Genomic DNA, 25,514 nt, shown 5'->3' on the forward strand with positions numbered 1-25,514 from the left:
TGTTAGCAGGCCCCGCTACCAGGCGGCCGGCAGCTTGCGCAGGATCACCAGGCGGCCGTCGCGCTGGGTGACATAGCCGCCGGCGGTGAGTTCCTTCATGACCCGGTTCACCATCTCGCGCGAGGAGCCAATGCGATCGGCGATGTCCTGCTGCGTCACCTTGTGGCGCAGCACGCGCTCCTCGCCGGCCGGCGCGGACAGCTCGATCAGCACCCGCACCATGCGGCCGTAGACGTCCTGCAGCGCAATGCTGCGAACCTGCTCGGTCAGGCGGCGCACCATGCGGATCAGCTTGCGGGTCAGGTGCACCGCGAAGTCAGGGTGCTCCGCGAGGAACTGGCGCAACTCCGAACCCTGGACCACGCGGCAGCTGCACGCCGTGAGCGCCTTGATCGACGCCGAGCGCTTCTCGCCGTCGATCGAGAGTTCGCCGAAATACTCGCCGGGACCGTACTCGGCGAGCACCACCTCGCGGCCGTCCTCCGAACTGGCGTAGACCTTCACCCGTCCGCTCAGCAGGATGTAGAGCGAGTCGGTCGCGTCGCCCTCGTTGATCAGGATCGCGTGGGCCGCGAACGAGCGCGTCGACCCGTGCGGCGCGATGGCATCGAGCAGAGGCTGCGGCAGGCGGTCATTGGCGTCGGCGGAATTCATCGGTCACTCCGGGTGCTGCGCAGGGGCACGGCCAGGCGGCTGCATGGCGGCAAACGATTATCGGGCGCGCCGCCGCCTGTGACCAATGTCACATCCGCGCGGCGCACTGCGCACTCGTGACAAAGGGGGGCTCTGCCTAGATTAGAGGCCTACCAGAGAGAGCCCGCCATGACCTCCCTTTTCCCTCGCTCCCCCCTGCTGATCGCCCATTGCGTCGGCCTGCGCCTGATCGCGCTCGCCCAAGCCAAGGCCGACCCGCGCCTGGCGGTGTGGGCCTTCGTCGTGGTGCTGTTCGGGATGCTGACGGCCTGTGCCGGCTTGCCGAGCGGCGTGCAGCGCCCGAACTCGCAAGCCCGCATCGACGTGGCCGACACCCGCCTCGCCGCGGTGGCCGCCGCATCGATGCCGGCCGGCAACGGGCAGCTGTCGGGCATGCGCCTGCTGCCCGCCGGCGACCAGGCTTTCGAGGCCCGCCTCGCGCTGGCCCGTGGCGCCGAGAAGAGCGTCGACGCGCAGTACTACCAGATCGCCGACGACCTGTCCGGGCGGCAGTTCCTGCGTGCGCTGGCCGACGCCGCCGCCCGCGGCGTGCGCGTGCGCCTCCTGGTGGACGACCTGCACGCAGCCGGCCAGGACGCGCTGCTGGCCGGCCTGGCCGCCCGCCCGAACCTCGAAGTGCGCATGTTTAACCCCTTGGCGGTGCGCGACGGCAGTGTCGCCTCGCGCGTGCTGTTCTCGCTGCACGAGTTCTCGCGCGTCAACCGGCGCATGCACAACAAGCTGTTGGTCGCCGACAACGTGTTCGCGATCACCGGCGGCCGCAACATCGCCAACGAGTACTTCGGCCGCAGCGAGCCCGCCAACTTCATCGACATGGACATGTTCGCGGCCGGATCGGTGGTGCGTGAGCTGTCGGCGGTGTTCGACGCCTACTGGAACAGCGAGCATGCCTATCCGATCCAGAGCCTCGCGGCACCGGAGTTCTCATCGGAAGCCGCCCGGCGCCAGTTCGACGACACCGTGCGTGCAGCCGGCGCCGCCGACCTGACGGTGGCGGCGCGCGACCCGCTCGGCCAGAGCAGCGTCGGCTCGCAGCTGGCCAATGGGCGCCTCGAACTGCACATCGCCGCCGCCCGCGTGATCGCCGATGCGCCGGCCAAGGCCGCGCCGGGCGATGCGTCGCTCGCCTACGGCGCCGTCATGAACGGCAAGCTCGAGCTGATGCAGTCGGCGCGTTCCGAGGTGCTCGTCGCCTCGCCCTACTTCGTTCCGGGTCGGCGCACGATGGAGATCCTCAAGCAGGCCACCGACAACCGGGTGCGCGTGTCGGTCATCACCAACTCGCTGGCCACGACGGACGAGCCGCTGGTGCACTTCGGCTACGCGCGCTACCGCGGCGCCTTGCTGCAGATGGGCGTCTCGCTGTTCGAGCTGATGCCCGGCGCCGAGACGCGGGACAGCGCCGCCGGCGAACTGCGCGGCTCGCTCGGCCGCCTGCATGCCAAGGTGGCGGTGGTGGACCAGCGCTGGCTCTACATCGGCTCGCTGAACATGGACCGCCGCTCGGCCCACTCCAACACCGAGATGGGGCTGATCGTCGACAGCCCGGAGCTGGCCGGCCAGGTGGCGAGCCTGCTGCAAGGTGAACGGCTGCCCAGGAGCTACCAGGTTCGCAGCACCGCCGACCAGCCGGGACTCCAGTGGGTCGCGCAGGACGGACAGGACAAGGTCGTGTTCGCAGACGAGCCGAACTCGAACTGGGGAATGCGGCTGCGCTTGTCGGTGGTGTCCATGTTCGTGGACGAAGAGCTTCTCTGAAGACGACGGCGGCGCCTCAGCGGCGCCGCTGTTCTCAGTTCTCGCCGTAGGTGGCTGCGCCGTTGGCCGCAATGGCCCGTGCGCCCGCGCGGACCGTGGCGCGGTCGGCCACGCTGATGGGAGCCCGCACGCCGGTGCCGCCATTGCTGATCTGGACGGGGGTTCTGGCCTGCGCCTGGACCGCGGCCCGCGTCATCGTCGACTGGAAGGGCGGTGGCGGCAGGGGGTTCTGCTCGCCCTGGAAGGCTTGCGCAGCAAAGGCTGCGAGGCTGCCAAGGGCGGCGATGGCGATGAGCTTCGTATTCATGGCGGGACTCCAAAAAAAGGGTGGGTCGGGCCGCCAGGAAATGCTGCTGCTTCGCCGGCGGCTGCCAGATATACGCCGCCGTGCACGCATTGGATTCATGCGGGGCGCACCCGCCCGGGCTCAGTTCAGCAGGTCGCTGAGCGTGCGCGCGATCACCTTGGTCGCGCGCCGCAGGTCTTCGAGCACCACGCGCTCGTCGTTGCGCTTGGCGTGCGATTCGAGCACGGTGCGCGGTCCGGCGCCGTAGATCACGCCCGGGATGCCGGCTTCGCCGTAGAGCCGCACGTCGGTATAGAGCGGCGTGCCCATGGCCTTGATCGGCTCGCCGAAGATCTCCTGGCCGTGCTTCTGGATCGCCTCGACCAGCGGCTTGTTGCCGGGCAGCGGCTTCATCGAATTGGCCAGCAGCAGGCGCTTGATCTCGACCGTGATGCCGGGCAGCGTTTCCGCCGCGTCGGCGATCACCTTTCGGATCGTGGCCTCGACTTCGACCGGGTTCTCTTCCGGGATCATGCGGCGATCCAGCTTGAAGACCACCTTGCCGGGCACGACATTGGTGTTGGTGCCGCCCTCGATGCGCCCGACGTTGAGATACGGGTGCGTGATGCCCTCGACCTTGGACGTGACCTGCCGGTAGAGCGTGTTCTGCGCATAGAGCGCGTTCAGGATCTGCACCGCGCCCTGCAGCGCGTCGACGCCGGTCGTCGGGATCGCGGCATGCGCCATTTTGCCGTGCACCGTGACTTCCATCTGCAGGCAGCCGTTGTGCGCCGTCACCACCTCGTAGCTGAAGCCGGCCGCGATCATCAGGTCGGGCTTGGTGAGGCCGTTCTTGAGCAGCCAGCCCGGGCCCAGGATGCCGCCGAATTCCTCGTCGTAGGTGAAGTGCAGTTCGACGCTGCCGCGCGCCGGCCTGGCCACCGCTTCGAGCGCGCGCAGCGCAAAGGTGAAGCTCGCGAAGTCGCTCTTGCTGACCGCGGCGGCGCGGCCGTAGAGGCTGCCGCCCTCGATCTCGCCGCCGTAGGGGTCGTGCGTCCAGCCTTCGCCGGGCGGCACCACGTCGCCGTGGGCATTCAGCGCCACGGTGCGGCCCTCGCTTCCGTACTTGCGCCGCACGATCAGGTTGGTGATCGATTCGAGGCCGTAGTCCTTCACCTCCTGCTCGGGCACGGCGTGCTTCTCGGCCTCGAAGCCGAAGTCCTTCAGCAGCTCGGCCGTGCGTTCGGCGTGGGGTGCGTTGTTGCCCGGGGGCGTATCGGTCGGCACGCGCACCAGCTGTTGCAGGAACTGCACTTCCTCGTCGAAGTGGGCGTCGATCCAGGCGTCGAGTTTGTTGTAGTCGGTCATGAGGGTGCTTGTTCGGTGGCGAGGTTGTTCAGCAGCAGCTGGAAGGCTTCCACCGCCAGCTGCATGTCGTCGTTGGTGCTCGATTCGAGCGGGTTGTGGCTGATGCCGGAGTTGATGCCGCGCACGAAGAGCATGGCCTGCGGCATCACCTCGTGCAGCTTCATCGCGTCGTGGCCGGCGCCGCTGGGCATGCGGAACAGCGGTACGCCGAGCGTGTCCACCGCCTTCTCCCAGCGCTGCTGCCATTCGGGCGCGCTCGGCGCGGCCGAGGCCCGCATGCTTTCTTCCAGGGTGTAGCGCACGCCGCGGCGCTCGCAGATGGCCTTGAGCTCGGCCAGCACATCGGCCGTCAGCGCGTCGCGCTGCGGGTTGTTCGGAGCGCGCATGTCCAGGCTGAACTTGCAGCGGCCGGGCACCACGTTGATCGAGCCGCTCGGCACTTCGAGCATGCCGACGGTGGCGACCGAGTCGCCGTCCTTCGCGGCGCGCTGCTCGGCGAAGAGGATCAGCTCGGCCACCGCGGCGGCGGCATCGCGGCGGCGGTCCATCGGCGTGGTGCCGGCGTGGCTGGCCATGCCGATCACCTCGCCCACGTAGCGCACGCCGCCGTTGATCGAGGTCACGATGCCGAGCGGGATGTCGAGCTCGTTGAGCACCGGGCCCTGCTCGATGTGCACTTCGACGAAGCCGAGGTACTTGGCCGGATCGCGCTGCAGCTTGGCGATATCTTCTTCCTTGAGGCCGGCGATCTGCCGTGCCTCGCGCATGGTGATGCCGTCGGCGTCCTTCTGGTCCAGCCACTTGGGATCGAAGTGGCCGATCAGCGCGCCCGAGCCCAGGAAGGTGGCCTTGTAGCGCTGGCCTTCCTCTTCGGCAAAGCCCACCACCTCGAAGGCAAAGGGCAGGCGGCGGTTCTGGCGCTTGAGCTCACGCACGCAAGCCATGGGCACGAAGATGCCCAGCCGCCCGTCGTACTTGCCGCCATTGCGCACGGTGTCGTAGTGCGAGCCGGTGAGCAGCGTCTTGGCGCCGGGCGTGGCGCCCTCGTAGCGGCCGACCACGTTGCCGACGGCATCGATGTTCACAGTGTCGAAGCCCGCTTCGCGCATCCCGTCGGCGATCTGCTGCGCGCAGGCGCGGTGTGCCTCGGTCAGGTAGGTCACGGTGAGCTGGCCCTTTTCGGCGTAGCCCAGGTCGGTGTGCACCGAGAGTTGTTCCTGCCAGTCCCACACCTCGTTGCCGAGCGCGGGTAGGGCGCCGAACTTGTCGTCGAGACGGATCTCGGCGATGCGGTGGATGTTGCGCAGCGCCTCGCCCAGCTCGAAGCCCGGATGGTTGTGCAGACGGCGCTCGAAGGTGTCGATGATCTCGCGCTTGCTCAAACCGGTGCCGCGCGGCCCGCGCACCGCGAGGATGAAGGGGAAGCCGAACTTCGCGTTGTAGTCAGCGTTGAGCTGCTGGATCTTCGCGAACTCCTCGGGCGTGCAATCGGTCAGGCCGGCCTTGCCCTGCTCGTTGGTGGATTCGGCGGTGAGCGTCTTGCTGACCATGGCCTTGCCCGCGAGCTCGGGATGGGCGCGGATCAGGCCCAGCTGCTCGTCGGCGGAGGCGCCAACGACGACCTGCACCAGCGCGTGCTTGAGGTGCGCGAGCGAGCGCAAGGGGCGGGTGGCGGCGGCACGTTTCGCGATCCACGGCGAATGCTCGTAGGTGCCGTCGAGCAGGGCGGTGAACTCGTCCGGCGTGACAGTGTTGAGCTGTTCGATAGTCAGTTGCATATCAGTGACTCCATGGCGCCATAGCGCAGGACATGAAAAGAGCGGCCGGCGCAGCCAGGCCCGTTCGGGGGACACCGCGGAACCGGCTTTGCCGGCCCGCTGGTGTCGCCCCCGGTGAGGGGGTTGGCGTAGCGACACGAAGTGGGCGAAGCCTGGGGGAGAGTCATGTGCATGGGTGCGTCGCCTTCCAGTGGCGCGCGATGTCGAGGCGGCGGCACACCCACACGCGGTCGTGCTTCGCGATGTGGTCCAGGAAGCGCTGCAGCGCCGTGATGCGGCCGGGGCGGCCGAGCAGGCGGCAGTGCATGCCGATGCTCATCATCTTCGGCGCCTCCTCGCCCTCGGCGTAGAGCGCGTCGAAGCTGTCCTTCATGTACTGGAAGAAGGGGTCGGCGTGCGAGTAGCCTTGCGGCAGCGCGAAGCGCATGTCGTTGCAGTCCAGCGTGTAGGGCACGATGAGCTGCGGCACGACGTTGCCGTCGGTCTTCTGCACCTTCATCCAGAAGGGCAGGTCGTCGCCGTAGTAGTCGCTGTCGTATTCGAAGCCGCCATAGTCGGCGACCAGGCGGCGCGTGCGCGGGCTGTCGCGGCCGGTGTACCAGCCGAGCGCGCGCTCGCCGGTGAGCTTCTGGATCGCTTCCATGCCCAGGCGCATGTGCTCGCGCTCGGTGGCCTCGTCGAGGTTCTGGTAGTGGATCCAGCGCCAGCCGTGGCAGGCGATCTCGTGGCCCAGTTCCTTGAAGGCGGCCGCGACCTCGGGGTAGCGCTCGAGCGCCATGCCGACGCCGAACACGGTGAGCGGCAGGCCGCGCTTCTCGAACTCGCGCAGGATGCGCCAGACGCCCGCGCGCGAGCCGTATTCGTAGATGCCCTCCATGCTGATGTGCCGGTCGGGGAAGCTCGCCGGGTTGAACATCTCGGAGAGAAATTGCTCGGAACCCGCGTCGCCATGCAGCACGCAGTTCTCGCCGCCTTCCTCGTAGTTGAGGACGAACTGCACCGCGATGCGCGCGCGGCCGGGCCATTGCGCATGGGGCGGGTTGCGGCCGTAGCCGACCAGGTCGCGCGGGTAGGGCAGGGTGGTGTCGTAAGTGCTCATGCGCTTCAGGCTAATGCGAGGCTGATGTCGTGGGTGGGGACCTTGCGGTCGAAAACGAGGTTGGCCTCGACGTTCAGCAGGTGCTCGGTCATGAGCTGCACCGCGAGCTCTTCGTCCTTGGCGGCCAGCGCCTTCACGATGTCGGCATGCTCGTCGTTCGAGTGCTCGGCCGCGCTCGCGCTCTGGTACATCAGCGTGATGAGGGCGCAGCGCGAGATCAGCTCGCCGAGGATCTGCGCCAGCACCGCATTGCCCATGAGCTCCGCCATGCGCACGTGGAAGTCACCGAGCAGCTCGGTGCGGCCCGAAACGTCTTCGCCCGAGACCGCGGCTTTCTCGAGCGCCACATGCTCCCTGAGCGCCTTGATCTTGGCCGGTGTCACGCTGCGCACGAAGGCGCGCGTCATCTCGGCTTCCAGCATGCGGCGCACCGCGAACACCTGCTTCGCCTCGTCGACCGCCGGCGCCGCGACGAAGGCGCCGCGCGCGGGCTCGAGCCGGATCAGCTTGTTCTGCGACAACTGGAACAGCGCCTGGCGCACCAGCGTGCGCGAGACGCCGAAGTGGTCGGCCAGCTTCTGTTCCGCCAGCTTGCTGCCGGGTTGCAGCCGGTGTTCCACAATGGCTTTGGTGAGTGCGTCGACGATGGCGCGGGTCGTGGTCGAGTCCATGTTTTTCATGATAGACCCAAAGCCGAGAACTGTATACACTTTTGTCGACCGGAATTTCCCGAATGCCTTGAAGGAGCACAACCATGGGCTTGAGCACCCACGTACTGGACACCATGCACGGCGGCCCCGCGGCCGGCATGGAGGTCGCGCTGTTCACCACCGACGGCGAGCAGGCGACGCTCGTCAAGCGCTTCACGCTCAATTCGGATGGCCGCAGCGACGCACCGCTCTACGACAACAGCACGCTGAAGGTCGGCACCTACCGGCTGGTGTTCGACGTGGCGGGGTACTTCAAGGCCAAGGGTGTGAAGCTGCCCGAGCCCAACTTCCTCAATCGCGTGTCGCTGGATTTCGGCGTGGCCCACACCGACCAGCACTACCACGTGCCGCTGCTGGTGAGCCCTTGGAGCTACTCCACCTACCGCGGATCTTGAAACGAAGAGAGCTGGCCTTCGGTCAACGTATCGAGCTGGAAATGCCCACCCTTGTCCCACAGCCAGGTGTCGGTCCAGACCAACTTGCCGATGCGGCTGGCGGCCGGGTAGGGCGAGGCTTCGAGCACGGTGCGCTCGATCTCCGCGATCACTTCGGGCGCGTGCTTCGGCGCGCGCATCCAGTGCATCGAGACGACCTTGCCGTTGGCGTCGAGGCTGACCTGCAGCGTGCCGACCGCATAGAGCAGCGGCGGCAGCTTGCCGCTGTAGATGCGTGCGCCGTTGCGCGCATAGATGTGGCGCGCGGCGTCCTGGCGGTACTCGCGGGCGTTGGCTGCGTTCGACGGCCTAGGCATCGCGTGGGCCGTCGAGCCATCGGGAACGGCGCGGGTCAATTGGCCGGGCACCGTCGAAGTGATCGGTGCCGTGGGGCTGGGCGTGCCGCAGCCGGCCAGGCCGAGTGCGGTCGTCAGGGTGGCCGCGAGGGCGCGGCGCAGCGGCGTGAAAAGTTGCAGATCCATCAGTGGATTTATACCTTGCGCACAAGGCGCTCCCACTACAGAGGGTATCGCTCATGAACGGCATGGTCGACGAACTGCTCGCACGGCTCGCGCGCGAAGAGGGCGTGCTGGTGCGCGTCGAGAAGACGCAAGGCTCGGCACCGCGCGAAGCCGGCACCTGGATGACGGTCTGGGCCGAGGGACTCACGGCCACCATCGGCGGCGGCCAGCTCGAGTTCCAGGCCACCGAGGAAGCGCGCGCCTGGCTTGCCGGCGGCGCGGCCATCGAAGGCGTGCGGCGCTATCCGCTGGGCCCGAGCCTGGGCCAGTGCTGCGGCGGCGTGGTGTTCCTCTCGTTCCGCCGCATCGCGGCATCGGACGCGAAGGCGCTGCAGGGCGAACTGCTCGCGCACCTGGAGCCGGTGGCGCTGTTCGGCGGCGGCCACGTGGGCGCGGCGCTGGCGCGGCTGCTGTCGACACTGCCCTTCACCGTGCGCTGGATCGACAGCCGCGACGGCGTGTTCCCCGATGCGCTGCCGGCGCAGATCGAGACCGAGCATTCGGAGCCGGTGCAGGACGCGGTGGCGCAGCTCGCGCCGGGTTCGCGGGTGCTGATCATGAGCTTCAGCCATGCCGAGGACCTGGACATCGTGATCGCCTGCTTGAAGCGCCTGCGCGCGCGCAACGACCTGCCTTACGTCGGCCTGATCGGCAGCAAGACCAAGTGGGCGACCTTCAGCCATCGGCTGGAGGCGAGGGGCTTCACGGCCGACGAGCTGGCGCGCATCACCTGCCCGATCGGCGTGCCGGGCATCACGGGCAAGGAGCCGGAAGTCATTGCCGTGGCAGTGGCGGCACAGTTGTTGCAATCGCTGAGCTAGGGTTTTCCAGCACGGCTGCGTGAAGAAAACCCTCGAACTCCAGCTAAAAAGTGTATACACTCCAGTCCACAAGCCGCAGCGGAGCGAGGCCCCCACGAGGGTCTGCGTTCGCGGCACTCTCTCTGCTTACAGCGCCCGCAGTGGTGAGCAGGCCAATGCAAGGTTGAGCACATGGAAAGCTACTACCTCGACTGGGCCAATCTGCTGCTGCGCTGGGTCCACGTCATTACGGCCATCGCCTGGATCGGCGCGTCCTTCTACTTCGTGATGCTGGACAACAGTCTCGAGAAGCCGCAGGACCAGGAATCATTGGACAAGGGCGTCGGCGGCGAGCAGTGGGCGGTGCATGGCGGCGGCTTCTACAACATGCAGAAGTACGCGCTGGCGCCGAAGAAGCTGCCGGACCACCTGCACTGGTCCTACTGGGAGAGCTACTCCACCTGGATCACCGGCTTCGCGCTCTTCACCATGTCCTACCTGTGGAACGCGAGCACCTACCTGATCGACAAGTCCAGGATGGACTGGCAGCCCGGCGCCGCAATCGGCGTGGCGCTGGCCTTCTTCGTCGTCTTCTGGATGGTCTACGACGGCATCTGCCAGCTCTTCGGCCGGCGCAAGAACGGCGACACCATCGTCGGTGTGCTGGTCGCGCTCTTCATCGTATTCGCGACCTGGCTGGCCTGCCAGTGGTTCGCGGGCCGCGCGGCCTTCCTGCTGGTGGGCGCGATGATGGCCACGACCATGAGCGGCAACGTGTTCTTCTGGATCATCCCGGGCCAGCGCAAGAACGTGGCGGCGCTGCGTGCCGGCCTGCCGGTCGATCCGATCCACGGCGAGCGCGGCAAGCAGCGCAGCGTGCACAACACCTACTTCACGCTGCCGGTGCTGTTCGCGATGCTGAGCAATCACTACAGCTTCACCTACACGCACAAGTACAACTGGATCGTGCTGCTGCTCATCATGCTCGGCGGTGCGGCGATCCGGCAGTTCTTCGTGGTGCGGCATCGCTTCAAGCTCGGCAACGCGGGCAATCCGCTGCCCTATGCGATGGTCGGCGTCGTGGTGCTGGGCCTTTCCATCGTCTGGATGCGGCCCGAGCCCGCGGCCGCGCCGGTGGCGGGCGCCGCGGTACCGAAGGTGGCCTTCGGCGACGTCAAGAAGGTGCTGGAGCAACGCTGCTACATGTGCCACGGCGCGCAGGTGCAGATGAAGAACGTGCGGCTCGACACGCCCGACCAGGTGGCGGCGCATGCGCAGGGCGTCTACCAGCAGGTGGTGGTCACGAAGATCATGCCGATGAACAATTCCACCGGCATCACCGACGCGGAGCGCGCGCTGATCGGCAAGTGGTTCGAGACCGGCGCAAAGACGAATTAGCGCCTGTGGACAATCGGGCCTGGAGACACTCGCAATGAAGCCAACAAATCCCGTACCCGATCCCCATTCCGCGCCGCGCGAATTCCTCGAACATCTCTACCGTGCCGCGGTCGAACGCGCGCTGCCGCTCGCCAGCATGGGCCCCTACCTGCCCAAGCCGCCGAAGGGCCGCACGCTGGTGCTCGGCGCCGGCAAGGCCGGTGGCTCGATGGCGCAGGCGCTCGAGGCGCTGTGGCCGGCCGACGCGAAGCTCGAAGGCCTGGTCGTCACGCGCTACCACCACATTCCGCCACGTCCCGAAGGCGTGGCGCAGCGCATCGAGATCGTCGAGGCCGCGCATCCGGTGCCCGACGAGGCCGGGCTCAAGGCGGCCGAGCGCATCCTCGCGCTGACCGAAGGCCTCACGGCCGACGACCTGGTGCTGTGCCTGATCTCGGGCGGCGGCTCGGCCCTGCTCACGCTGCCGGCCGAAGGACTCACGCTGGCCGACAAGCAGCGCATCAACAAGCAACTGCTCGAATCGGGTGCCCACATCGGCGAGATGAACTGCGTGCGCAAGCATCTCTCGCGCATCAAGGGCGGCCGGCTCGCCGCGGCCTGCGCGCCGGCGCAGGTGGTCACGCTCACCATCAGCGACGTGCCGGGCGACGACCCGGCCGTGATCGCGAGCGGGCCCACGGTGCCCGATGCGACGACCTGCGCCGACGCCCTGGCCATCCTCGACCGCTACGGCATCGAGGTGCCGGCCGCGGTGCGCGCGCAGCTCGAAAGCGGCGCGCTCGAAACGCCCAAGCCGGCCGACGCGGTGTTCAAGGGCCATGCCACGCACCTGATCGCCACGCCGCAGCAATCGCTCGAAGCCGCTGCCGCCGTGGCGCGCGCGGCAGGCATCGAGGCCCACATCCTGAGCGACGAGATGGAGGGCGAATCGCGCGAGGTCGGCAAGGTGCACGGCGCGCTGGCGCGCGCGGTGGCGCTGCGCGGCGCGCCCTTCGCGAAGCCCTGCGTGATTCTTTCGGGCGGCGAGACGACCGTCACGATCCGGCCGCGCCAGCCAGGCCAGGCCAAGGGCCGCGGCGGCCGTGCCGGCGAGTTCTGCCTCGGGCTCGCGGGCGCGCTGGCCGGGCAGAAAAATGTGTGGGCTCTTGCCGCCGACACCGATGGCATCGACGGCGTTGAAGACAATGCCGGCGCCTTCGTCACCCCCGACACGCTGGCGCGCGCCGAGGCCTCAGGCCGCAAGCTCGCCGACCACCTGGACCGCAACGACGCCTACGGCTACTTCGATGCCATCGGCGACCTCTGCGTGACGGGACCGACGCACACCAACGTCAACGACTTCCGGGCCTTGCTGGTGCTGTAGACGTCATTGGCATCGCCCTTCGAGCCGGCCGGCATCACGACAGCCAGTTCAGCAATTTCTCGGACACCGAAGTCTGCTGGAACACCTGCGTGTGGATGACGCCCTGCGGCTCGTTGAACAGCAGCACGCGCTGCGAGGGCAAGGGGAAGCGCGCATTGCCGTTCTTCTGGTAGACGCCATCCGTCGGAACGACCAGGTCGTTGCCCGCGTCGCCGAAGACCTGGTCGAGCACGCTGTCGGCCGCTCCGGAAACGAGGCCGCGCAGCCCGGCATCCGTGGGTTCGTAGTTCGACGCGATGGCGAAGTAGTCGCCGGGCTGCCCACCCCCGCCGTTGAGCGCGTCAAGGAATCTGCCCGTCGGACACATGCTCGCCAGGCCATCCAGTCCCTTCAAACCCCCATGGCCGAGCACCTTGATGACGGTGATTAGCGCCTCCAGCGTTTCCGTCACGGGTCCGCTCGGGAACAGGGCGAGCGCCGTCGTGAGGCGGTCGACCATGTTCACCATGTGATCGGGATCGGCCAGCAGGGTGCCGTTGTTCGGCACCGCAGCCAGGACGATGCGCCGGACCTTGATATGCCCGGCACTGAGCCCGAACGATGCCGGTGCTTCGGCCAGCACGCGCGCCACCAGGCCGCCGCGGCTGTGGCAAACGATGTCGACCTCCATGCCGGACGCGGGAAGCCGGGACAGCAGCCATTCCACATTGGTTCGCGGGTCGTCGCTCAGAGTCGGGTGGTCGAAGGCGATCACGCGGGAGCCGTAGCGTCGATCCAGTTCTGCCATGGTGGCGGGAGGCAATTGGCCGAAGCCGCCATGGGCAGTGCTGAAGGTGCCGTGGACGAACAGCAGCACTGGCCCCTGCGCCGCCATGGCCGACAGATCGGAGGCGCTCGGGATCGTCGCCTCGCTCACCTGGTAGTCCTGCGGCGAGAAGCGGCGCAGCCGATAAGGACGCTTGCGCTCTTCCCAGTGCTTGGCGATGAAGTCGACGGCAGCGCCCGTCACTCCGTCCGTCAGCGGATACACCAGCACCTTGAGCAGCTTGCGCCCGAGCACGCCGAACAGGCTGCGCTGGGGCGCCGATGCGGGAGCGCCGGAAGGCGCAGGCGCGGCGGCGGCAGGAATCCGGAAACGGGTGGTGCCGCCCGCGCCCCGCGACACGGGTGCGGCCGTGCCGGCGCCGACGGGCAGGTGCCAACGCAGCGCGCCGGCGTCATCGATCGACAGCATCAACTGGCCATGATCGGGGCCGGCATCGGGGACGTCGAGCTCGATCTCGGCCGCGCCTTGCGCGCTGCGCAGGGTTCCCGCGGCCAGTGTGCCGTGAGCGGGTTGCAGCGTCAGGTCGATCTGGCGCGTCTCGGTGACCTGCGTCTCGCGCAGCGCGGCCTCGAGCGCGTCGAGTCCGCCGTCGAGCCCTCGCATCGCGGAGCGCGTGGTCGTCGCGCCCCCCGCGTGGACTTCGGCCGTGCCGCGCCACCCCGGCGTGCGCAGCGCGTAGCCCGGGCCGAGCGAAACGGATCGGGCGGAACCGTCGAGTGAAATGGACATGAGCAACTCCTTGGACCGAGATCATGGGACGCGCTGCAGCGTCAATCGGGGATGGCCGTAGTACACGTAGGCGAGATACGTGGGCACCGGCGAGGACATGGCGTCGCCGGCGTATCGGGCGCGCAGTTCCCGCAGGATCGCGCCGATAGGCTCGCCGCGCGCCGGCGACGGCGGTAGTGCCCGCTGCCAGAACTCCAGCGCGACGTCATGCGCGATGGCATCGTCGACCTCCCACAACGCGCCTAGCACGCCGCCGAAGCCGCCGCGCAGCGAGTGGCCGGGAAAGCCGGCCATGTCGCCGAGCAGCTCGCCGCCGATGCCGAGCATGCAGGCGTTCAGGAACAGCAGCGGCTGCCGCTCGCCGCCGTAGTTCGCGGAGCGGAAGAGCAATGAACGCAGGGGCGTTCCGTCTTCCAGGAACAGGGCCGAGCCGTCGGGCCGGTTCGGATCGAAGTCGCCGTGGCCCGCGAAATGCACCGCCTGGACCTGGATGGCGTCGAAGTCGCGCATCAGCGTGGCGTTGAGTAGCTGGGTCAGCGCTTCCGCTCTCGCGGCCAGCGGAACGCCGCGGTAGGTGGTCGCCAGCAGCTTCGCTTCGTCCTCGGCTTTGGGCAATTTGCGAAGGCCGGTTTCGGCCTTGTACCAGGCCGCCATCACCGCCATGTTGCTGACGTTCAGCGTCGAAAGCGGATGCGTTGCCGGCCGTGGGACCACGACCTTCCTCGCGGCGCCGGACGGTGGCATGTCGTTGTCGCGTAGCCAGCGTCCCAGCAGGACCTGGGCGCCGAGATAGCTGGGCCGCTTCGCGTCCAGGGGCGTCTCCATCCAGGCGAGCTCCCATGGAACGTAGGGCTCGGCGCTGGTGATCAGCACCGCCGGCACGGCGTCGGGCGCGAGCTTGGCGCCCAGTTCACTCAGCGCGTCGAAGGCCTGCGGAGGCAGTCTCTCCGCAACGAGAAGCCCGATGCTCTTGAGCGCGCTCTGCACCAGTGCGCCGCCCGAATACTGGCGCACATCCTCGACCAGGCTCTTGGCGAAGGTCTTCGCGTTCTGGCCGAGATCCATCGGGAAGGGCCCGCGCTCGGTGGCGAGTTCGTGCGGCGAAGAGAGCTGGCAGACATAGTGGCCGCTGGACGCGTTGCGATCGGGCTTGGTGATCTCGATCGTCAGGTCGGGCGCTAGGGCGTCGGCCGTCAGCGTCACCGGCGTCGCGGTGACGGGCATGTCCTGCCAAGCGGTGCCGAAGCCCGGGCCTGCCGGCTGGTTCGGGCCGGCGGCCGGCAGGATCACGAGCGGACGCGCCGCTGTGCCGCACACGGTTCCGGCGAGCAGATAGCGGACCTCGAGCATGGTCAGCCACGCGCGTTCGCGATTGGTCGGCTCCGTTCCCCTAAGCCGAAAGCTGACTTCCGCCGCGCTCACGTCGTTGACTGATACGCGAAGATCGCGGCTCCAGCCCTCGAGCGCCTCGACGCCCGTGCCGGTCGAGAGTTCGATGCGCAGGTCCAGCGCTTCCACGCCCGGCTCGAAGGGCAGCGCGACCGGCCCGCCGATGAGCCCAGCCTGCTGCGCAGCGCCGAAGCCGACGATCACGTCGAAGGGCTGCGCGGCAGGTTGGCAACTGGGCGCTTCGATGCGCGGCCAAGCCTGCACGGGTGCCGGGGGCTCCGCGGGCGCAGCGCCCACGGGGCCGGAGCGCGTCGCGAGCTCGGCCGCCTGCGGCGACCCCGGGCGCGCGGCAGGGAGCCAGCTGTCGTCGTCCAGAGAGACGGCCATCGGCTGGCCTTTGTCCATCACGACGCTGTTCGAAAGGAGGATGCCGCTGTCCGCCCATTCGACCGGCGGCCTGCTGTCGGGCTCGTGCAGGGCCAGCACGTCGACAAGCAGTTCGCTCGCCTGCGCCGCGGCGCAGCGCTCCAGCACCTCCTGCAGCGCGCGCGCATACCAGAGCACATGCGTGCCCCATTGCCGCCTGATCGCGGCGCCGAAGCGGTGCGCATCGCGCGCCAGGCTGCGCGCGACGGCATCGAGCGGACGGTTCGAGGCGGCGCTCACACGCTCCAGCCTGGCGCGGGCGTCGGGCTGCGTCGCGTCGACCCAGAAGCCGTTGAGTGCGAGTCGCTTGAGCACCTCGGATGCGGTCATCTCCGCGTCCAGGTCAATGGCCGGTCGCAGCATTGGAGCTCCTCGGTGCAGCGGCACTGTCGCGCGCCTTGTCGGACTTCAGGATGGTCTGCGCCAGCCGGATGGCCTTCATGCCGTTTTGCGGCAAGAACAGCGGCGTGGTCCGAACCGAAAAGACCCGTCCCTGTCCATAAATCGACATGACGCAGGCCAGTGCCGTCGTCTCGTCGGCGAATTCCGAGATCGCCGCCCCGTCGTACTCGCCGAAGCAGTAGAAGAAGCTGTGCATCGCACCACCGAAGGCTTCTATCGCTGTGCGGACGAGCTCTGCACGGTCGATTTCCTCAACATCGTCCAGCATCTGCCGGATCTGCTGGTCCTTGTAGCACCACTGGTGCAGAAACATGGGCATGTTGCGCTCCTCAGGCAGAGACTTGGTCGACGACCCGTTGTTCGATCGGTGGCTGCTTCCTCAAACCGGTCGGGATGCCGGCGGCAGGCTTCATCTCATGGAGTACGTCGAAGTCGGACGCTGGAAGCAGCAAGGCGGCGTTCGGTCCATGCAGGCCATCGTTGCGCACTAGGTGCGGAATCAGGTAGCCGATGAGGGAACCGAAGATGAAGCCTCCAGCGACGAACGCCAATGTCGTCCAGCGGATGAACCCGTCCATGGAACGCGTGAGCAGGAACGCCGCGAGCAGCGAGGCAGCGAACCAGGCCAGTCCGAGTACGGCGGCGTCGCGCAGACGCTGCGCGCGCGGAGAGGTCACGGCCGTCCAGCGATGGTCCTGCACCAGCCATGCCACCGTGCCGGCGGTGAAGAAGCCTGAGTGGAGGTAGGGCGCGCCCGCAGTCAGGCGCAGCCAAGCGCCGTCTGCGCCGCCGAGGAACAACGCACCCGCGGCGAGATTGACGAGGATCGAGAACACGACGGCGCACGCGCCCGCGAGCACGACGAAGGCCCAGGGCGTCTCCCGATGCAATCCGCCGTTGGCGAATCCCCAGCGCAGCTTCGGGACGATCGCGACTGCCAGCGACCCGAGCACGATCAGCGTGATGACCGGGATGCGTTGTGCCAAGGGCAGGTCGGTGCCTTTGGGCGGCCGGGCCGATGGCACGACCAGAAAGAAGATCCAGAGACCGATGTAGAGCAGGCAAGCCGCATAGAGCAGCGCGCGGTAGGGGTTCGACGCCTTGCTGTTCTTGGGCGTGAACCCGAGGCGGGAGATCGCGGCATCTCGGCCCCGGCGCGTCGCTTCCGTCGCCATGATGCCCCTGGCCGTCAGCACGCAGGTATCGCGATAGAACAGGCTGATGTCATCGCAGACGTCCGCGATCGTGTCGCTGACCAGCTTTCTCAGGCGGTCGTCCAGTTCCGGGCAGTCGGCGGCCCGCTCGGAGAGCACTTGCTTGATCTCGCCCAGCTGCTCTATGAACGCAAGCGCGCGGGACACGCGGAACGTCAGTCGATCGAAGCGTTGGCGCAGTCTGAAAAGTTCGTTCTTCGCCTCGCGGCTGAAGCCCGCGAACCTCGGTTTTTCCTCCCATGCGCGCAACTGGATGAAGAGCTCCGTCGTCCTCGACAACAGCCGGTGCATGGGCTGCGCCAGGGGAAGCCAGTCGCGCTCTGCGTCGATGCCGCGCGCCACGAGCAGCGCTCTGGCTTGCGCATGGACGCTCTCGTTGGCGTCGAAGTCCGTCTCGGCAAGAAACTTCGCGAAGCGTCCGGCGCCCGAAGGAATGTCGCCGAGGCGATGCAACCAGTTCCGCACGCGCCTCGCGATCGGTGCAATGGCGCGGACACACGCCACGGCAGCGAGGGAGAGCCAGAGCACCCAGAATCGGTCGGACGGCCCGCTCGCTTCAGGGTCGGCTGTGAGCCGCGCGAGGAACGCGTAGACGGTGAATAGCAGCAGAACGTACAGCACCACATGGGCCGTCAAAGCCATCCGGTAGCGCGCAGCCGTCGTGTAGCTGCGCGCCCAGGTCGGCCGATTGAAGCCGACCGACGCCATCAGCATCGTCATCGCGACGGCGAATGCCAGGGCGAAAACATCTGCGCCGCTCATGAGGACAGCCCCCAGAGTTCCCTGAGCTTTTCCTGTGCCTTCGTCATCTGCAAGGGCGGCGGCGAAGCCGTGGCCGGTCCGGCCGCGGGGGCGACCAGACCTTCGGTCTGCATGGCGCCTACGGCCGCCGGCTCGAACAGGACGCAAGAGCCGGCTCGGGTGAAGAAGACCGGAATCCCCCATTCGACGCTGGACTGCAGGCGCATGTACTGCCGGGCCACGGTGAGCGCCTTCTCGATGGTCGCGCCGGTCTTCAGGGACTTGTAGAACATCCCGGAAAAACGCGATGCCGCGATGTTGGTGATGGCGAACTGCATGGCGATCGCCATCGGAATGCCCGAGTCCACCAGTGCGGCGCCTGTGCTCGAAGACGAGTTGCCACGCGCGCTCTCGCAGCAGTTGAGCACCGCGAGATGGACATTGCCGTTGCCAAGAATCACCCCGAGCTCGGAGGCCGATACCTTGACCGGACTGCCCAGGCCGTCCTGCATGACCACGAAGCCCTCGCTCCGATAGGCCCCCTCGCTGGCGAGGTAGCGATCCGTCCCTCCATGCCCGATGAAATGAAAGATGTGCCACGGCCCTTGCAGCATCAGATCGAACAGGTCGTCGGGTGTGCCGCCGAGCACCCATCGGAAGTGGACCGGGAGCTTCGAGTCCTGCAGCACCTCTTCCATGCGGCGGCGCTCGGCCTCGGTATCGAGCCATTCCCACTCGCCGCCAGGATTGGCAATCATGGCTAGGATGCGAAGCGGCCTGTCGATATGGACCTGTCCCGGGCCGTCGGCATTGCCCATGAACCGCACCAGAGGAGACAGGTTCTTCAAGCACAGATAGCTGTCGGTCTTGGTGGATTCATCGAACACGTACTCCCAGGGAAGCATTGCGAGCTCGGGTGGGTCCACGCGCAGGTTCAGGCGCAGTCCCGTGTTCGGCCGCTGGCGCAGCTGGTCGAAGCTGCTCATGAACTTCTGCGCCACCGAGTCCGAATTGCGGAAGACGGCCTTGAACACTTCGGCGCCGAACTCGCGAAGGATTTTTTCTTCGCCGGAGATCAGTCCGCCGCGGCTCCCTCGGCCCCGGAGAATCGCGTTCTCGAGTTTCAGCAGAAGAACGTCGTGCGGCTCGTTGCCGAACGGCCACCGCAGAACGACGCGATCCGACGGGCCTGCCGGCGAATTCGATACCTCGGCGAGGTAGCGATCGCCTTCCCTCCAGATGCGGAGATCGAAATTCTCGTACTGCGTCTCTGTTGTCATGAGAGGCCCCACAACGTGACGACCAAACCCGGACAGGGGGTCTGCTCAGGCCGGTGCGAGATCGAGCGCCCCGCAGACTGGCAGCGAATGTGCGCTTTTGAAACGCCGGTGACAATCCTTCAAACTGGGGAGGGAGCTATCGGCCGGGCTATGGCAAACGGCCGGAGCAAGGCGATCGGCGGTCTCTGCGTGACGAGGCCGACCACATCGACGTCAACGACTTGGGCGCCTTGCTCGTCCTGTCGCGACAGGGAAGAGAGCCACCGCTTCCTCGCGCACGGCCTCGACCAGCCGCAGCCGAAGCGACGCACGCGACCAGATCAGCCCGATGCGGCGCGGCTCGAAGGGCAGCGGCAGCGGGATTCGCGTGAGCCGCAAGCCCTCGGGCCAGGGCCGGATCCAGTCGGGCACCAGTGAAACGCCGAGACCGCGGTCGACCATCACCGCGATGGCACCGAGCGCGTTGAGCTCGAAGCGTTCGCGCGGTTTGATGCCGGCCTTGCGCAGGTACTGCTCGGCCTGCCTGCCGCCCCATTGCGTGCGGTCATAGCGAATCAGCGGCTGCGTCGCCAGCAGCTTGTGCGGATCGGCGCCGGCCCATTTCGCGGGCGCCAGCACCACCAGCGGCTCCTCGCGCAGCAGCTGCCAGCACAAGGCCTTGGGCAAGGCGACCGGCGACTGCAGCACGATGGCGGCGTCGAGCTCGCCGCGCTGCACCGCGGGGTGCATGTCCACCGAATAGCCGGGCTGCACGTAGACGTTCACGCTCGGGTAGCGCTTCACCAGGCCGGCCAGGATGTCCGGCACCATGCCGAGCAGCGCGTTGGTGCCGGCGCCGAGCCTCAGGTCGCCCGACAGCGTCGCGTCGTTGGCCACCGTGCGCAGGTCGACCACCTGGACCAGCAGCTCGCGCGCGCGCAGGGCGATGCGGTCGCCGGCCTCGGTGGGCGCCACCGTGCGGCCCATGCGCTTGACCAGCGGCGTGCCCATCTCGCGCTCCAGCGCGCGCACCTGCTGGCCGATCGCCGCCGGCGTGAGATTGAGCCGGCGCGCGGCTTCGGCCATCGACCCGTGCTCGATGACCGCGACGAAGCTCTTGAGGAAGTCGGTATTCACAGTAAATGAAATCTATATTCTGAAAATAGCACAAGGCGATTTTTCTTTTGGATGCCTGCGCGCAGACTCGGTTTCGGAATTTCTTCTGGAGACAAAAAAGTGCGCAGCAAGCTTTTTGTGCCCGGCTCGCGCCCGGAGCTCTTTCCCAAGGCGCTCGACGGCCCTGCCGATGCGCTCTCCTTCGACCTGGAGGACGCCGTTGCGGAGGATCGCAAGGCCGAGGCGCGGACACAGGTCGGCGCGCTGTTGCGCTCGGCCGCGGCGCAGGCTTCGGGCAAGACGCTGATCGTGCGCGTCAACGCGATCGACACGCCGCACTTCGAGGCCGACGTTGCGGCCGTGGCGTGCGAGGGCCTGCATCTCTTGAATCTTCCCAAGGCCGAATCCATCGAGCAGGTCATGGCCGCAGTGGCCGCGCTGGAAACGGCCGAGCGGGCGAACGGCGTCACGCGCCCGGCGCGCCTGCTGCTGAACGTGGAGTCGCCCAGGGGCCTGCGCCAGGCCGCCGCGATGGCGCAGGCGCATGCGCGCGTGGCCGGCCTGCAGCTCGGCTTCGGCGACCTGTTCGAGCCGCTCGGCATCGCGCGCCGCGACATCGCCAACGTGCATGCAGCCATGTTCGCGATGCGGCTGGCGGCCGGGGAGGCCGGCGTGTTCGCCTACGACTCGGCCTTCGCCGACGTCAAGGACGCCGAAGGCTATCTGGCCGAGGCCGAGATGGCGCGCCGCCTCGGCTACCTGGGCAAGAGCTGCATCCATCCCAGCCAGGTGGCGCTGGCGCACCGGGTGTTCCGCCCCTCGGAGGCTGACATTGCGCGCGCACTGTGCGTGACCGAAGCGGCGCGCGAAGCGCAAGCCCGCGGCGTGGGCGCCTACCTGGTCGACGGCCGCATGGTGGACGCGCCTTTCGTGCGCAGCGCCGAGGCCATCGTGGCCGACGCGAAGCGGCTCGGCCTGCTGCCGGAGCGCTGAGCGCCGGCGGCACCCATCGATCGACCTTCACAAACAGACCGGAGACAACATGACCATCGCTCGCCACTTCATTCCCTCTCTCGCCGGGCGCCGTCGCGCGGCAGCCGCCCTGATGTCGATGCTCGGCGCCGCCGTCTTCTGCGGCAGTGCGACAGCACAGGAGCCCTGGCCTTCGCGGCCGATCACGATCGTCGTGCCTTATCCGGCGGGCGGCTCCAACGACGTGTTCGCGCGGGCCGTGGGCCGCCGTCTTTCCGAGGCGCTGGGCCAGCCGGTGGTGATCGACAACAAGCCCGGTGCCAGCGGCACGCTGGGCACCGGCATCGTCGCCAAGGCAGCGGCCGACGGCTACACGCTGGCGGCGGTGTCCTCGAGCTTCGTGACCAATGCCGCGGTGCAGCCGCGCTTGCCTTTCGATCCGGTGAAGAGCTTCGCGCCGGTGGCCATGATGGCGCAGGGACCTTTCGTGGTTGCGGTGCGCGCCGACCTGCCGGCAAGGACGCCGGCCGAGCTGGTAGCGCTGGCCAAGCAGCGGCCGGGCAAGCTCAACTACGCGTCGTCCGGCCCCGGCAGCACCAACCAGTTCGCGACCGAGCTGCTGAAGGGGAGTGCCGGCATCTTCATCACGCACATTCCTTACCGCGGCATGGCGCCGGCCACCACCGATCTGATGGGCGGCAACGTCGACGTGCTGATCGCGAGCGGCCCATCGCTGCAGGCGGCGCTGCGTTCGGGCAAGGCGCGCGCGATCGGCATCACCAGCGCGAAGCCTTCCGCCATCGCGCCGGAGCTGGCGCCGATGGCGCAGGCTGTGCCCGGCTACAGCTTCAGCATCTGGTGGGGCCTGCTCGCGCCCGCGGGCACGCCGCCGGCGGTGGTGCAGCGCCTCAATGCCGAGATCAACAAGATCGTCGAAGGGCCGGAGATGAAGTCCTTCCTCCAGCGCGAAGGCGCCGAGCCCGCGGGATTGACCGCGGCGCAGTTCACCGCGCAGATCCAGCGCGAGATCCCGTACTGGCAGAAGGTCGCCAAGGACGCGGGCATCTCGACCGAATGATGGCGACGAACGCTTTCCCCAACTCCGCCGGCAGTGCGCTCCCGCGCCAACCGGCGCCGGCTGAAGCCTGCGATGCGCACATCCATGTCTTCGATGCGCGCTTTGCGGAAGCGCCCGGCGCGAAGCTGGTCGCGACGCCGGCGCATGCCACGGCCGCCGACTATCGGCTGATCCAGCAGCGGCTCGGCACGCGCCGCGCAGTGGTGGTTCAGCCGCGCGCTTACGGCACCGACAACAGCGCTACGCTCTATGCGATCGCGCAGCTTGGGCCCGCGCACACGCGCGGCATCGCGGTGCTGACGCCCGAGGTGAGCGAGGACCACCTGCAACGGCTCGATGCGGGCGGGATCCGCGGGCTGCGGCTCACGCTGCATGCCGCCACCGGCGCGCCGACCCGCTTCGACATGCTGTTGCCGCTGGCCGAACGCATCGCGCCGTTTGGCTGGCATCTGCAACTGCATTTCCACGCGGCGCAGATCGTCGAACATGCGGCCGTGCTGCGGCAGCTGCCGTGCCCGGTCGTCTTCGACCACATGGCGCGCCTGCCGGTGGGCGGCGAAGCGCGGGATGCGGCCCTGGCCGTCGTGCAGGAACTGCTTCGCGAAGGTCGCGCCTGGGTCAAGCTCAGCGGCGCCTACCTCAACACGCGCACCGGCGCGCCGGACTATGCGGACACGGTGGACGACGCCCGTGCGCTGGCCGCCATCGCGCCCGACCGGTTGGTGTGGGGGAGCGACTGGCCGCATCCCACCGAGGAAGAACATAAGCCCGACGATGCGCGGCTCCTGGACCTGCTCGCCGAGTGGGTCCCCGATGCCGCGACGCGCAGGGCCATCCTGGTCGACAACCCGGCGCGCCTCTACGGCTTCGCCTGAAGCCCTGGCCGCCTCCGTTCTTTTTTCGAAAGCGACTTCCCATGCTCTCCTCGCGCCGAGCGTTCTGCTTCTTTTCGCTGCCGCTCCTGATCTCCCTGCCGGCGCTCGCGCCACGCGCCCAGGCGCAAGCCGACTATCCGAATCGCCCGGTGAGGCTGATCGTGCCAATCGCGGCCGGCCAGGCCACCGACATCCTGGCGCGGCTGGTGGCCGACCAGCTCGCGCGTTCGCTCGGCCAGCCTTTCGTGGTGGAGAACAAGGCCGGCGCCGGCACCACCATCGGCACCGACTTCGTCGCCAAGGCTGCGCCGGACGGCTACACGCTGGTGATGGCCACCAGCGCCGGCTTTGCGGTGGCGCCGGCCATCTATGCCAGGTTGCCCTACGACCCGGTGCGCGACTTAGCGCCGGTGACCAACGTGGGCCTCGTGATCCAGACCATGGTGGCCAGCCGCGACGCGCCTTTCGACAACCTGCAGCAGTTCATCGCGAAAGCGAAATCGGGCGCGATGAACTACGCCTCCGCGGGCAACGGCTCGACCTCGCACCTGACGACCGAGATGTTCCTGCACCAGGCCGGCGTTCCGGCGGTGCACGTGCCGTTCAAGGGCGCGGCGGAGGCGCAGCCGCAACTGATCGGCGGCCAGGTGCAGTTCATGTTCGATGCGTTGCCGGCGGTGCTGCCGCAGGTGCGCGCGGGCAAGCTCAAGGTGATCGGCGTCGGCTCGGCAGAGCGCACGCCCTTGCTGCCCGAGGCGCCGACCCTGGCCGAGCAAGGGCTCAAGGGCTTCGAGGCCGTGGGCTGGATCGGGCTGGCCGCGCCCGCGGGCACGCCGCCCGCCGTCCTGGACAAGCTCAACCAGGCAGTCGGCCGCGCGATGGCGATGCCCGAGATGCAGGAGCGCCTGAAGGCGCTGTCCTTCACGCCGGCAGCCGACACGCGCGAGCATTTCGGCCGCTTTATCGCGGGCGAGATCGGCAAGTGGGGCCAGGCCGCGAAGAATGCGCGCATCGCTCCCCAATGAACCGGAAGGCGCTCCCATGACGATGACGAACATCGAAGAAGACGCAGTCCGCGGCCCACTGTCGGGCATCCGCGTGCTCGACCTCAGCGCCTACATCGCGGGGCCCTACGGCTGCACGCTGCTGGCCGACATGGGGGCGGCCGTGGTCAAGATCGAGCCGCCTGCCGGCGACAACCTGCGCAAGTACCCGTCCACGCTCGAGGCCGAGAGCCGTGCCTTCATCGGCGTCAACCGCAACAAGCGGGGGCTGGCGCTGGACCTCAAGAAGCCCGAAGGGCTGGAGGTGCTGCATCGCCTGCTCGGCGAGGCCGACGTGCTGGTGCACAACTTCAGGCCTGCGGTGCCACAGCGGCTCGGCATCGCCTACGAGCAGCTGCGCGAACGCTATCCGGCGTTGGTCTATTGCGCGGTCACGGGCTACGGCGAAGTGGGGCCGCTCAAGGACAAGGCCGGCTACGACCAGGTGCTGCAGAGCATGACCGGCATCTGCGCCATGCAGGGCAAGGCGGGCGGCCCGCCGGAGATCGTCTACGGCTCGGTGGTCGACTACTACGCGGCCTCGATGCTGGCCATGGGCGTCAGCGCCGCGCTGGTGGAGCGCGCCCGCAGCGGCCTCGGGCAGTATGTCGGCGTCTCGCTGCTGCGCAGCGCGCTGGCCATGCAGTCGGCGCGCCTCGTGTGGGCCGACTGCGAGGGCAGGGAGGTCGGGCGCGACATGCGCTCCGGCGGCGTCACCGGACTGCATCCGACGCGCGAGGGTTACCTCTACCTGTCCGCCAACACGCCGCATTTCTGGTCGGCCCTGTGCGAGCGCACCGGCCTGCAGGCGCTGGCTGCCGATCCGCGCTACGACACGGTGCGCAAGCGCGCGCAGCACGCGGGCGAGATCGTGCCGCGCCTGCGCACCGCGCTGCAGCAGCACAGCGCGCTCGAATGGGAAGGCATCTTCGGCGAAGCCGTGCCCTGCGCGGCGGCGCGTGCGGTCGAGGACATGTTCGTGAACGAGCAGGTGCTGGCCGAGCAGATGGTGGCGCACTACACGCATCCGGAGGTGGGCGGCTATCGCGGCTTCGACAAGCCGGTCAAGTTCGGCAGCACGCCCGGGCCCGCACCCTTCGCATCGCCAAGCTTCGGCCAGCATGCGGCTGACATCCTGGCGGCGCACGGCTACAGCGAGGAAGAGATCGCGCGGTTGCGTTCGCTCGACGTGCTGCCGGCGCGGATGGCTTGAGC

23 protein-coding genes are annotated in these 25,514 nt (G+C 68.1%); 10 read left to right on the forward strand and 13 right to left on the reverse strand.

Annotated features, from left to right (window positions below):
• Positions 1-15: 15 nt before the first annotated feature.
• A complete protein-coding gene (locus BLS74_RS02980) occupies positions 16-654 on the reverse strand; it encodes a Crp/Fnr family transcriptional regulator (RefSeq protein WP_093102848.1) in 639 nt (212 codons plus the stop codon).
• Positions 655-822: 168 nt separating this feature from the next.
• Between BLS74_RS02980 and BLS74_RS02985 the strand changes: the two genes are divergently transcribed.
• Entirely contained in the window at positions 823-2,472 is a 1,650-nt protein-coding gene (locus BLS74_RS02985) for a phospholipase D-like domain-containing protein (protein WP_093102850.1), read from the forward strand.
• 34 nt (positions 2,473-2,506) lie between these two features.
• Here the strand turns inward: BLS74_RS02985 and BLS74_RS02990 are convergent, their stop codons facing one another.
• The 5 genes from BLS74_RS02990 to BLS74_RS03010 form a co-directional block, all read right to left on the reverse strand.
• The gene (locus BLS74_RS02990; RefSeq protein WP_093102851.1) at positions 2,507-2,779 is read right to left on the reverse strand and encodes a DUF4148 domain-containing protein; all 273 of its coding nucleotides are present in this window, start codon (positions 2,777-2,779) and stop codon (positions 2,507-2,509) included.
• 120 nt (positions 2,780-2,899) lie between these two features.
• Positions 2,900-4,126 carry a M20 family metallopeptidase gene (locus BLS74_RS02995; RefSeq protein WP_093102853.1) on the reverse strand — a complete coding sequence of 409 codons (1,227 nt, stop codon included), beginning with the start codon at positions 4,124-4,126 and terminating at the stop codon, positions 2,900-2,902.
• Complete coding sequence (gene uraD, locus BLS74_RS03000; protein WP_093102855.1) at positions 4,123-5,904, reverse strand: 2-oxo-4-hydroxy-4-carboxy-5-ureidoimidazoline decarboxylase; 1,782 nt, start codon at positions 5,902-5,904, stop codon at positions 4,123-4,125. Before uraD ends, BLS74_RS02995 begins: the two co-directional genes overlap by 4 nt.
• Before the next feature lie 163 nt (positions 5,905-6,067).
• Positions 6,068-7,003: an allantoinase PuuE gene (puuE, locus tag BLS74_RS03005; RefSeq protein ID WP_093102856.1), complete on the reverse strand. Its 936-nt coding sequence runs from the start codon at positions 7,001-7,003 to the stop codon at positions 6,068-6,070.
• A 5-nt stretch (positions 7,004-7,008) separates the two neighbouring features.
• Positions 7,009-7,683, reverse strand: coding sequence for a GntR family transcriptional regulator (locus tag BLS74_RS03010; protein WP_093102858.1), 675 nt, complete (start codon positions 7,681-7,683; stop codon positions 7,009-7,011).
• Positions 7,684-7,757: 74 nt separating this feature from the next.
• On the opposite strand from BLS74_RS03010, the gene uraH reads away from it, so the two are divergent.
• Positions 7,758-8,108: a hydroxyisourate hydrolase gene (uraH, locus tag BLS74_RS03015; protein WP_093102860.1), complete on the forward strand. Its 351-nt coding sequence runs from the start codon at positions 7,758-7,760 to the stop codon at positions 8,106-8,108.
• Here the strand turns inward: uraH and BLS74_RS03020 are convergent.
• Positions 8,093-8,629, reverse strand: a complete 537-nt coding sequence (locus BLS74_RS03020; RefSeq protein ID WP_093102861.1) for a hypothetical protein — start codon at positions 8,627-8,629, stop codon at positions 8,093-8,095. The genes uraH and BLS74_RS03020 overlap by 16 nt on opposite strands.
• A gap of 53 nt (positions 8,630-8,682) precedes the next feature.
• Between BLS74_RS03020 and xdhC the strand changes: the two genes are divergently transcribed.
• From xdhC to BLS74_RS03035, 3 genes are all read left to right on the forward strand, one after another.
• Positions 8,683-9,489: a xanthine dehydrogenase accessory protein XdhC gene (xdhC, locus tag BLS74_RS03025; protein ID WP_093102863.1), complete on the forward strand. Its 807-nt coding sequence runs from the start codon at positions 8,683-8,685 to the stop codon at positions 9,487-9,489.
• A gap of 171 nt (positions 9,490-9,660) precedes the next feature.
• Positions 9,661-10,866 (forward strand): urate hydroxylase PuuD, encoded by a 1,206-nt coding sequence (locus BLS74_RS03030; RefSeq protein ID WP_093102864.1) that lies wholly within the window; start codon positions 9,661-9,663, stop codon positions 10,864-10,866.
• Between the two features lie 34 nt (positions 10,867-10,900).
• Positions 10,901-12,229: a glycerate kinase type-2 family protein gene (locus BLS74_RS03035; protein WP_093102866.1), complete on the forward strand. Its 1,329-nt coding sequence runs from the start codon at positions 10,901-10,903 to the stop codon at positions 12,227-12,229.
• Positions 12,230-12,263: 34 nt separating this feature from the next.
• On the opposite strand, the gene BLS74_RS03040 is transcribed toward BLS74_RS03035, so the two are convergent.
• The 6 genes from BLS74_RS03040 to BLS74_RS03065 form a co-directional block, all read right to left on the reverse strand.
• Entirely contained in the window at positions 12,264-13,784 is a 1,521-nt protein-coding gene (locus tag BLS74_RS03040; RefSeq protein WP_093102868.1) for an esterase/lipase family protein, read from the reverse strand.
• Positions 13,785-13,805: 21 nt separating this feature from the next.
• Positions 13,806-15,929: a TCAD7 domain-containing protein gene (locus BLS74_RS03045; RefSeq protein ID WP_170855483.1), complete on the reverse strand. Its 2,124-nt coding sequence runs from the start codon at positions 15,927-15,929 to the stop codon at positions 13,806-13,808.
• Between the two features lie 13 nt (positions 15,930-15,942).
• On the reverse strand, positions 15,943-16,320 hold the full coding sequence (locus BLS74_RS03050; protein ID WP_093102871.1) for a GYD domain-containing protein: 378 nt from the start codon (positions 16,318-16,320) through the stop codon (positions 15,943-15,945).
• A 10-nt stretch (positions 16,321-16,330) separates the two neighbouring features.
• Complete coding sequence (locus tag BLS74_RS03055) at positions 16,331-17,977, reverse strand: hypothetical protein (protein WP_093102872.1); 1,647 nt, start codon at positions 17,975-17,977, stop codon at positions 16,331-16,333.
• Positions 17,974-19,236, reverse strand: coding sequence for a CHAT domain-containing protein (locus BLS74_RS03060; protein WP_139191617.1), 1,263 nt, complete (start codon positions 19,234-19,236; stop codon positions 17,974-17,976). The genes BLS74_RS03055 and BLS74_RS03060 overlap by 4 nt, the downstream gene beginning before the upstream one ends.
• Before the next feature lie 213 nt (positions 19,237-19,449).
• Positions 19,450-20,352, reverse strand: coding sequence for a LysR family transcriptional regulator (locus tag BLS74_RS03065; RefSeq protein WP_093102875.1), 903 nt, complete (start codon positions 20,350-20,352; stop codon positions 19,450-19,452).
• Positions 20,353-20,451: 99 nt separating this feature from the next.
• Between BLS74_RS03065 and BLS74_RS03070 the strand changes: the two genes are divergently transcribed.
• From BLS74_RS03070 to BLS74_RS03090, 5 genes are all read left to right on the forward strand, one after another.
• Positions 20,452-21,324 carry an HpcH/HpaI aldolase/citrate lyase family protein gene (locus BLS74_RS03070; RefSeq protein ID WP_093102877.1) on the forward strand — a complete coding sequence of 291 codons (873 nt, stop codon included), beginning with the start codon at positions 20,452-20,454 and terminating at the stop codon, positions 21,322-21,324.
• 112 nt (positions 21,325-21,436) lie between these two features.
• Positions 21,437-22,381, forward strand: coding sequence for a tripartite tricarboxylate transporter substrate binding protein (locus BLS74_RS03075; RefSeq protein ID WP_093103248.1), 945 nt, complete (start codon positions 21,437-21,439; stop codon positions 22,379-22,381).
• A complete protein-coding gene (locus tag BLS74_RS03080) occupies positions 22,378-23,256 on the forward strand; it encodes an amidohydrolase family protein (RefSeq protein ID WP_244503733.1) in 879 nt (292 codons plus the stop codon). Before BLS74_RS03075 ends, BLS74_RS03080 begins: the two co-directional genes overlap by 4 nt.
• Before the next feature lie 41 nt (positions 23,257-23,297).
• A complete protein-coding gene (locus BLS74_RS03085) occupies positions 23,298-24,281 on the forward strand; it encodes a Bug family tripartite tricarboxylate transporter substrate binding protein (protein WP_093102878.1) in 984 nt (327 codons plus the stop codon).
• 16 nt (positions 24,282-24,297) lie between these two features.
• Positions 24,298-25,512 (forward strand): CaiB/BaiF CoA transferase family protein, encoded by a 1,215-nt coding sequence (locus BLS74_RS03090; RefSeq protein ID WP_244503734.1) that lies wholly within the window; start codon positions 24,298-24,300, stop codon positions 25,510-25,512.
• Positions 25,513-25,514: the final 2 nt, after the last annotated feature.

This window comes from Variovorax sp. CF079 (genome assembly GCF_900101545.1).
Classification (GTDB): Bacteria; Pseudomonadota; Gammaproteobacteria; order Burkholderiales; family Burkholderiaceae_C; genus Variovorax.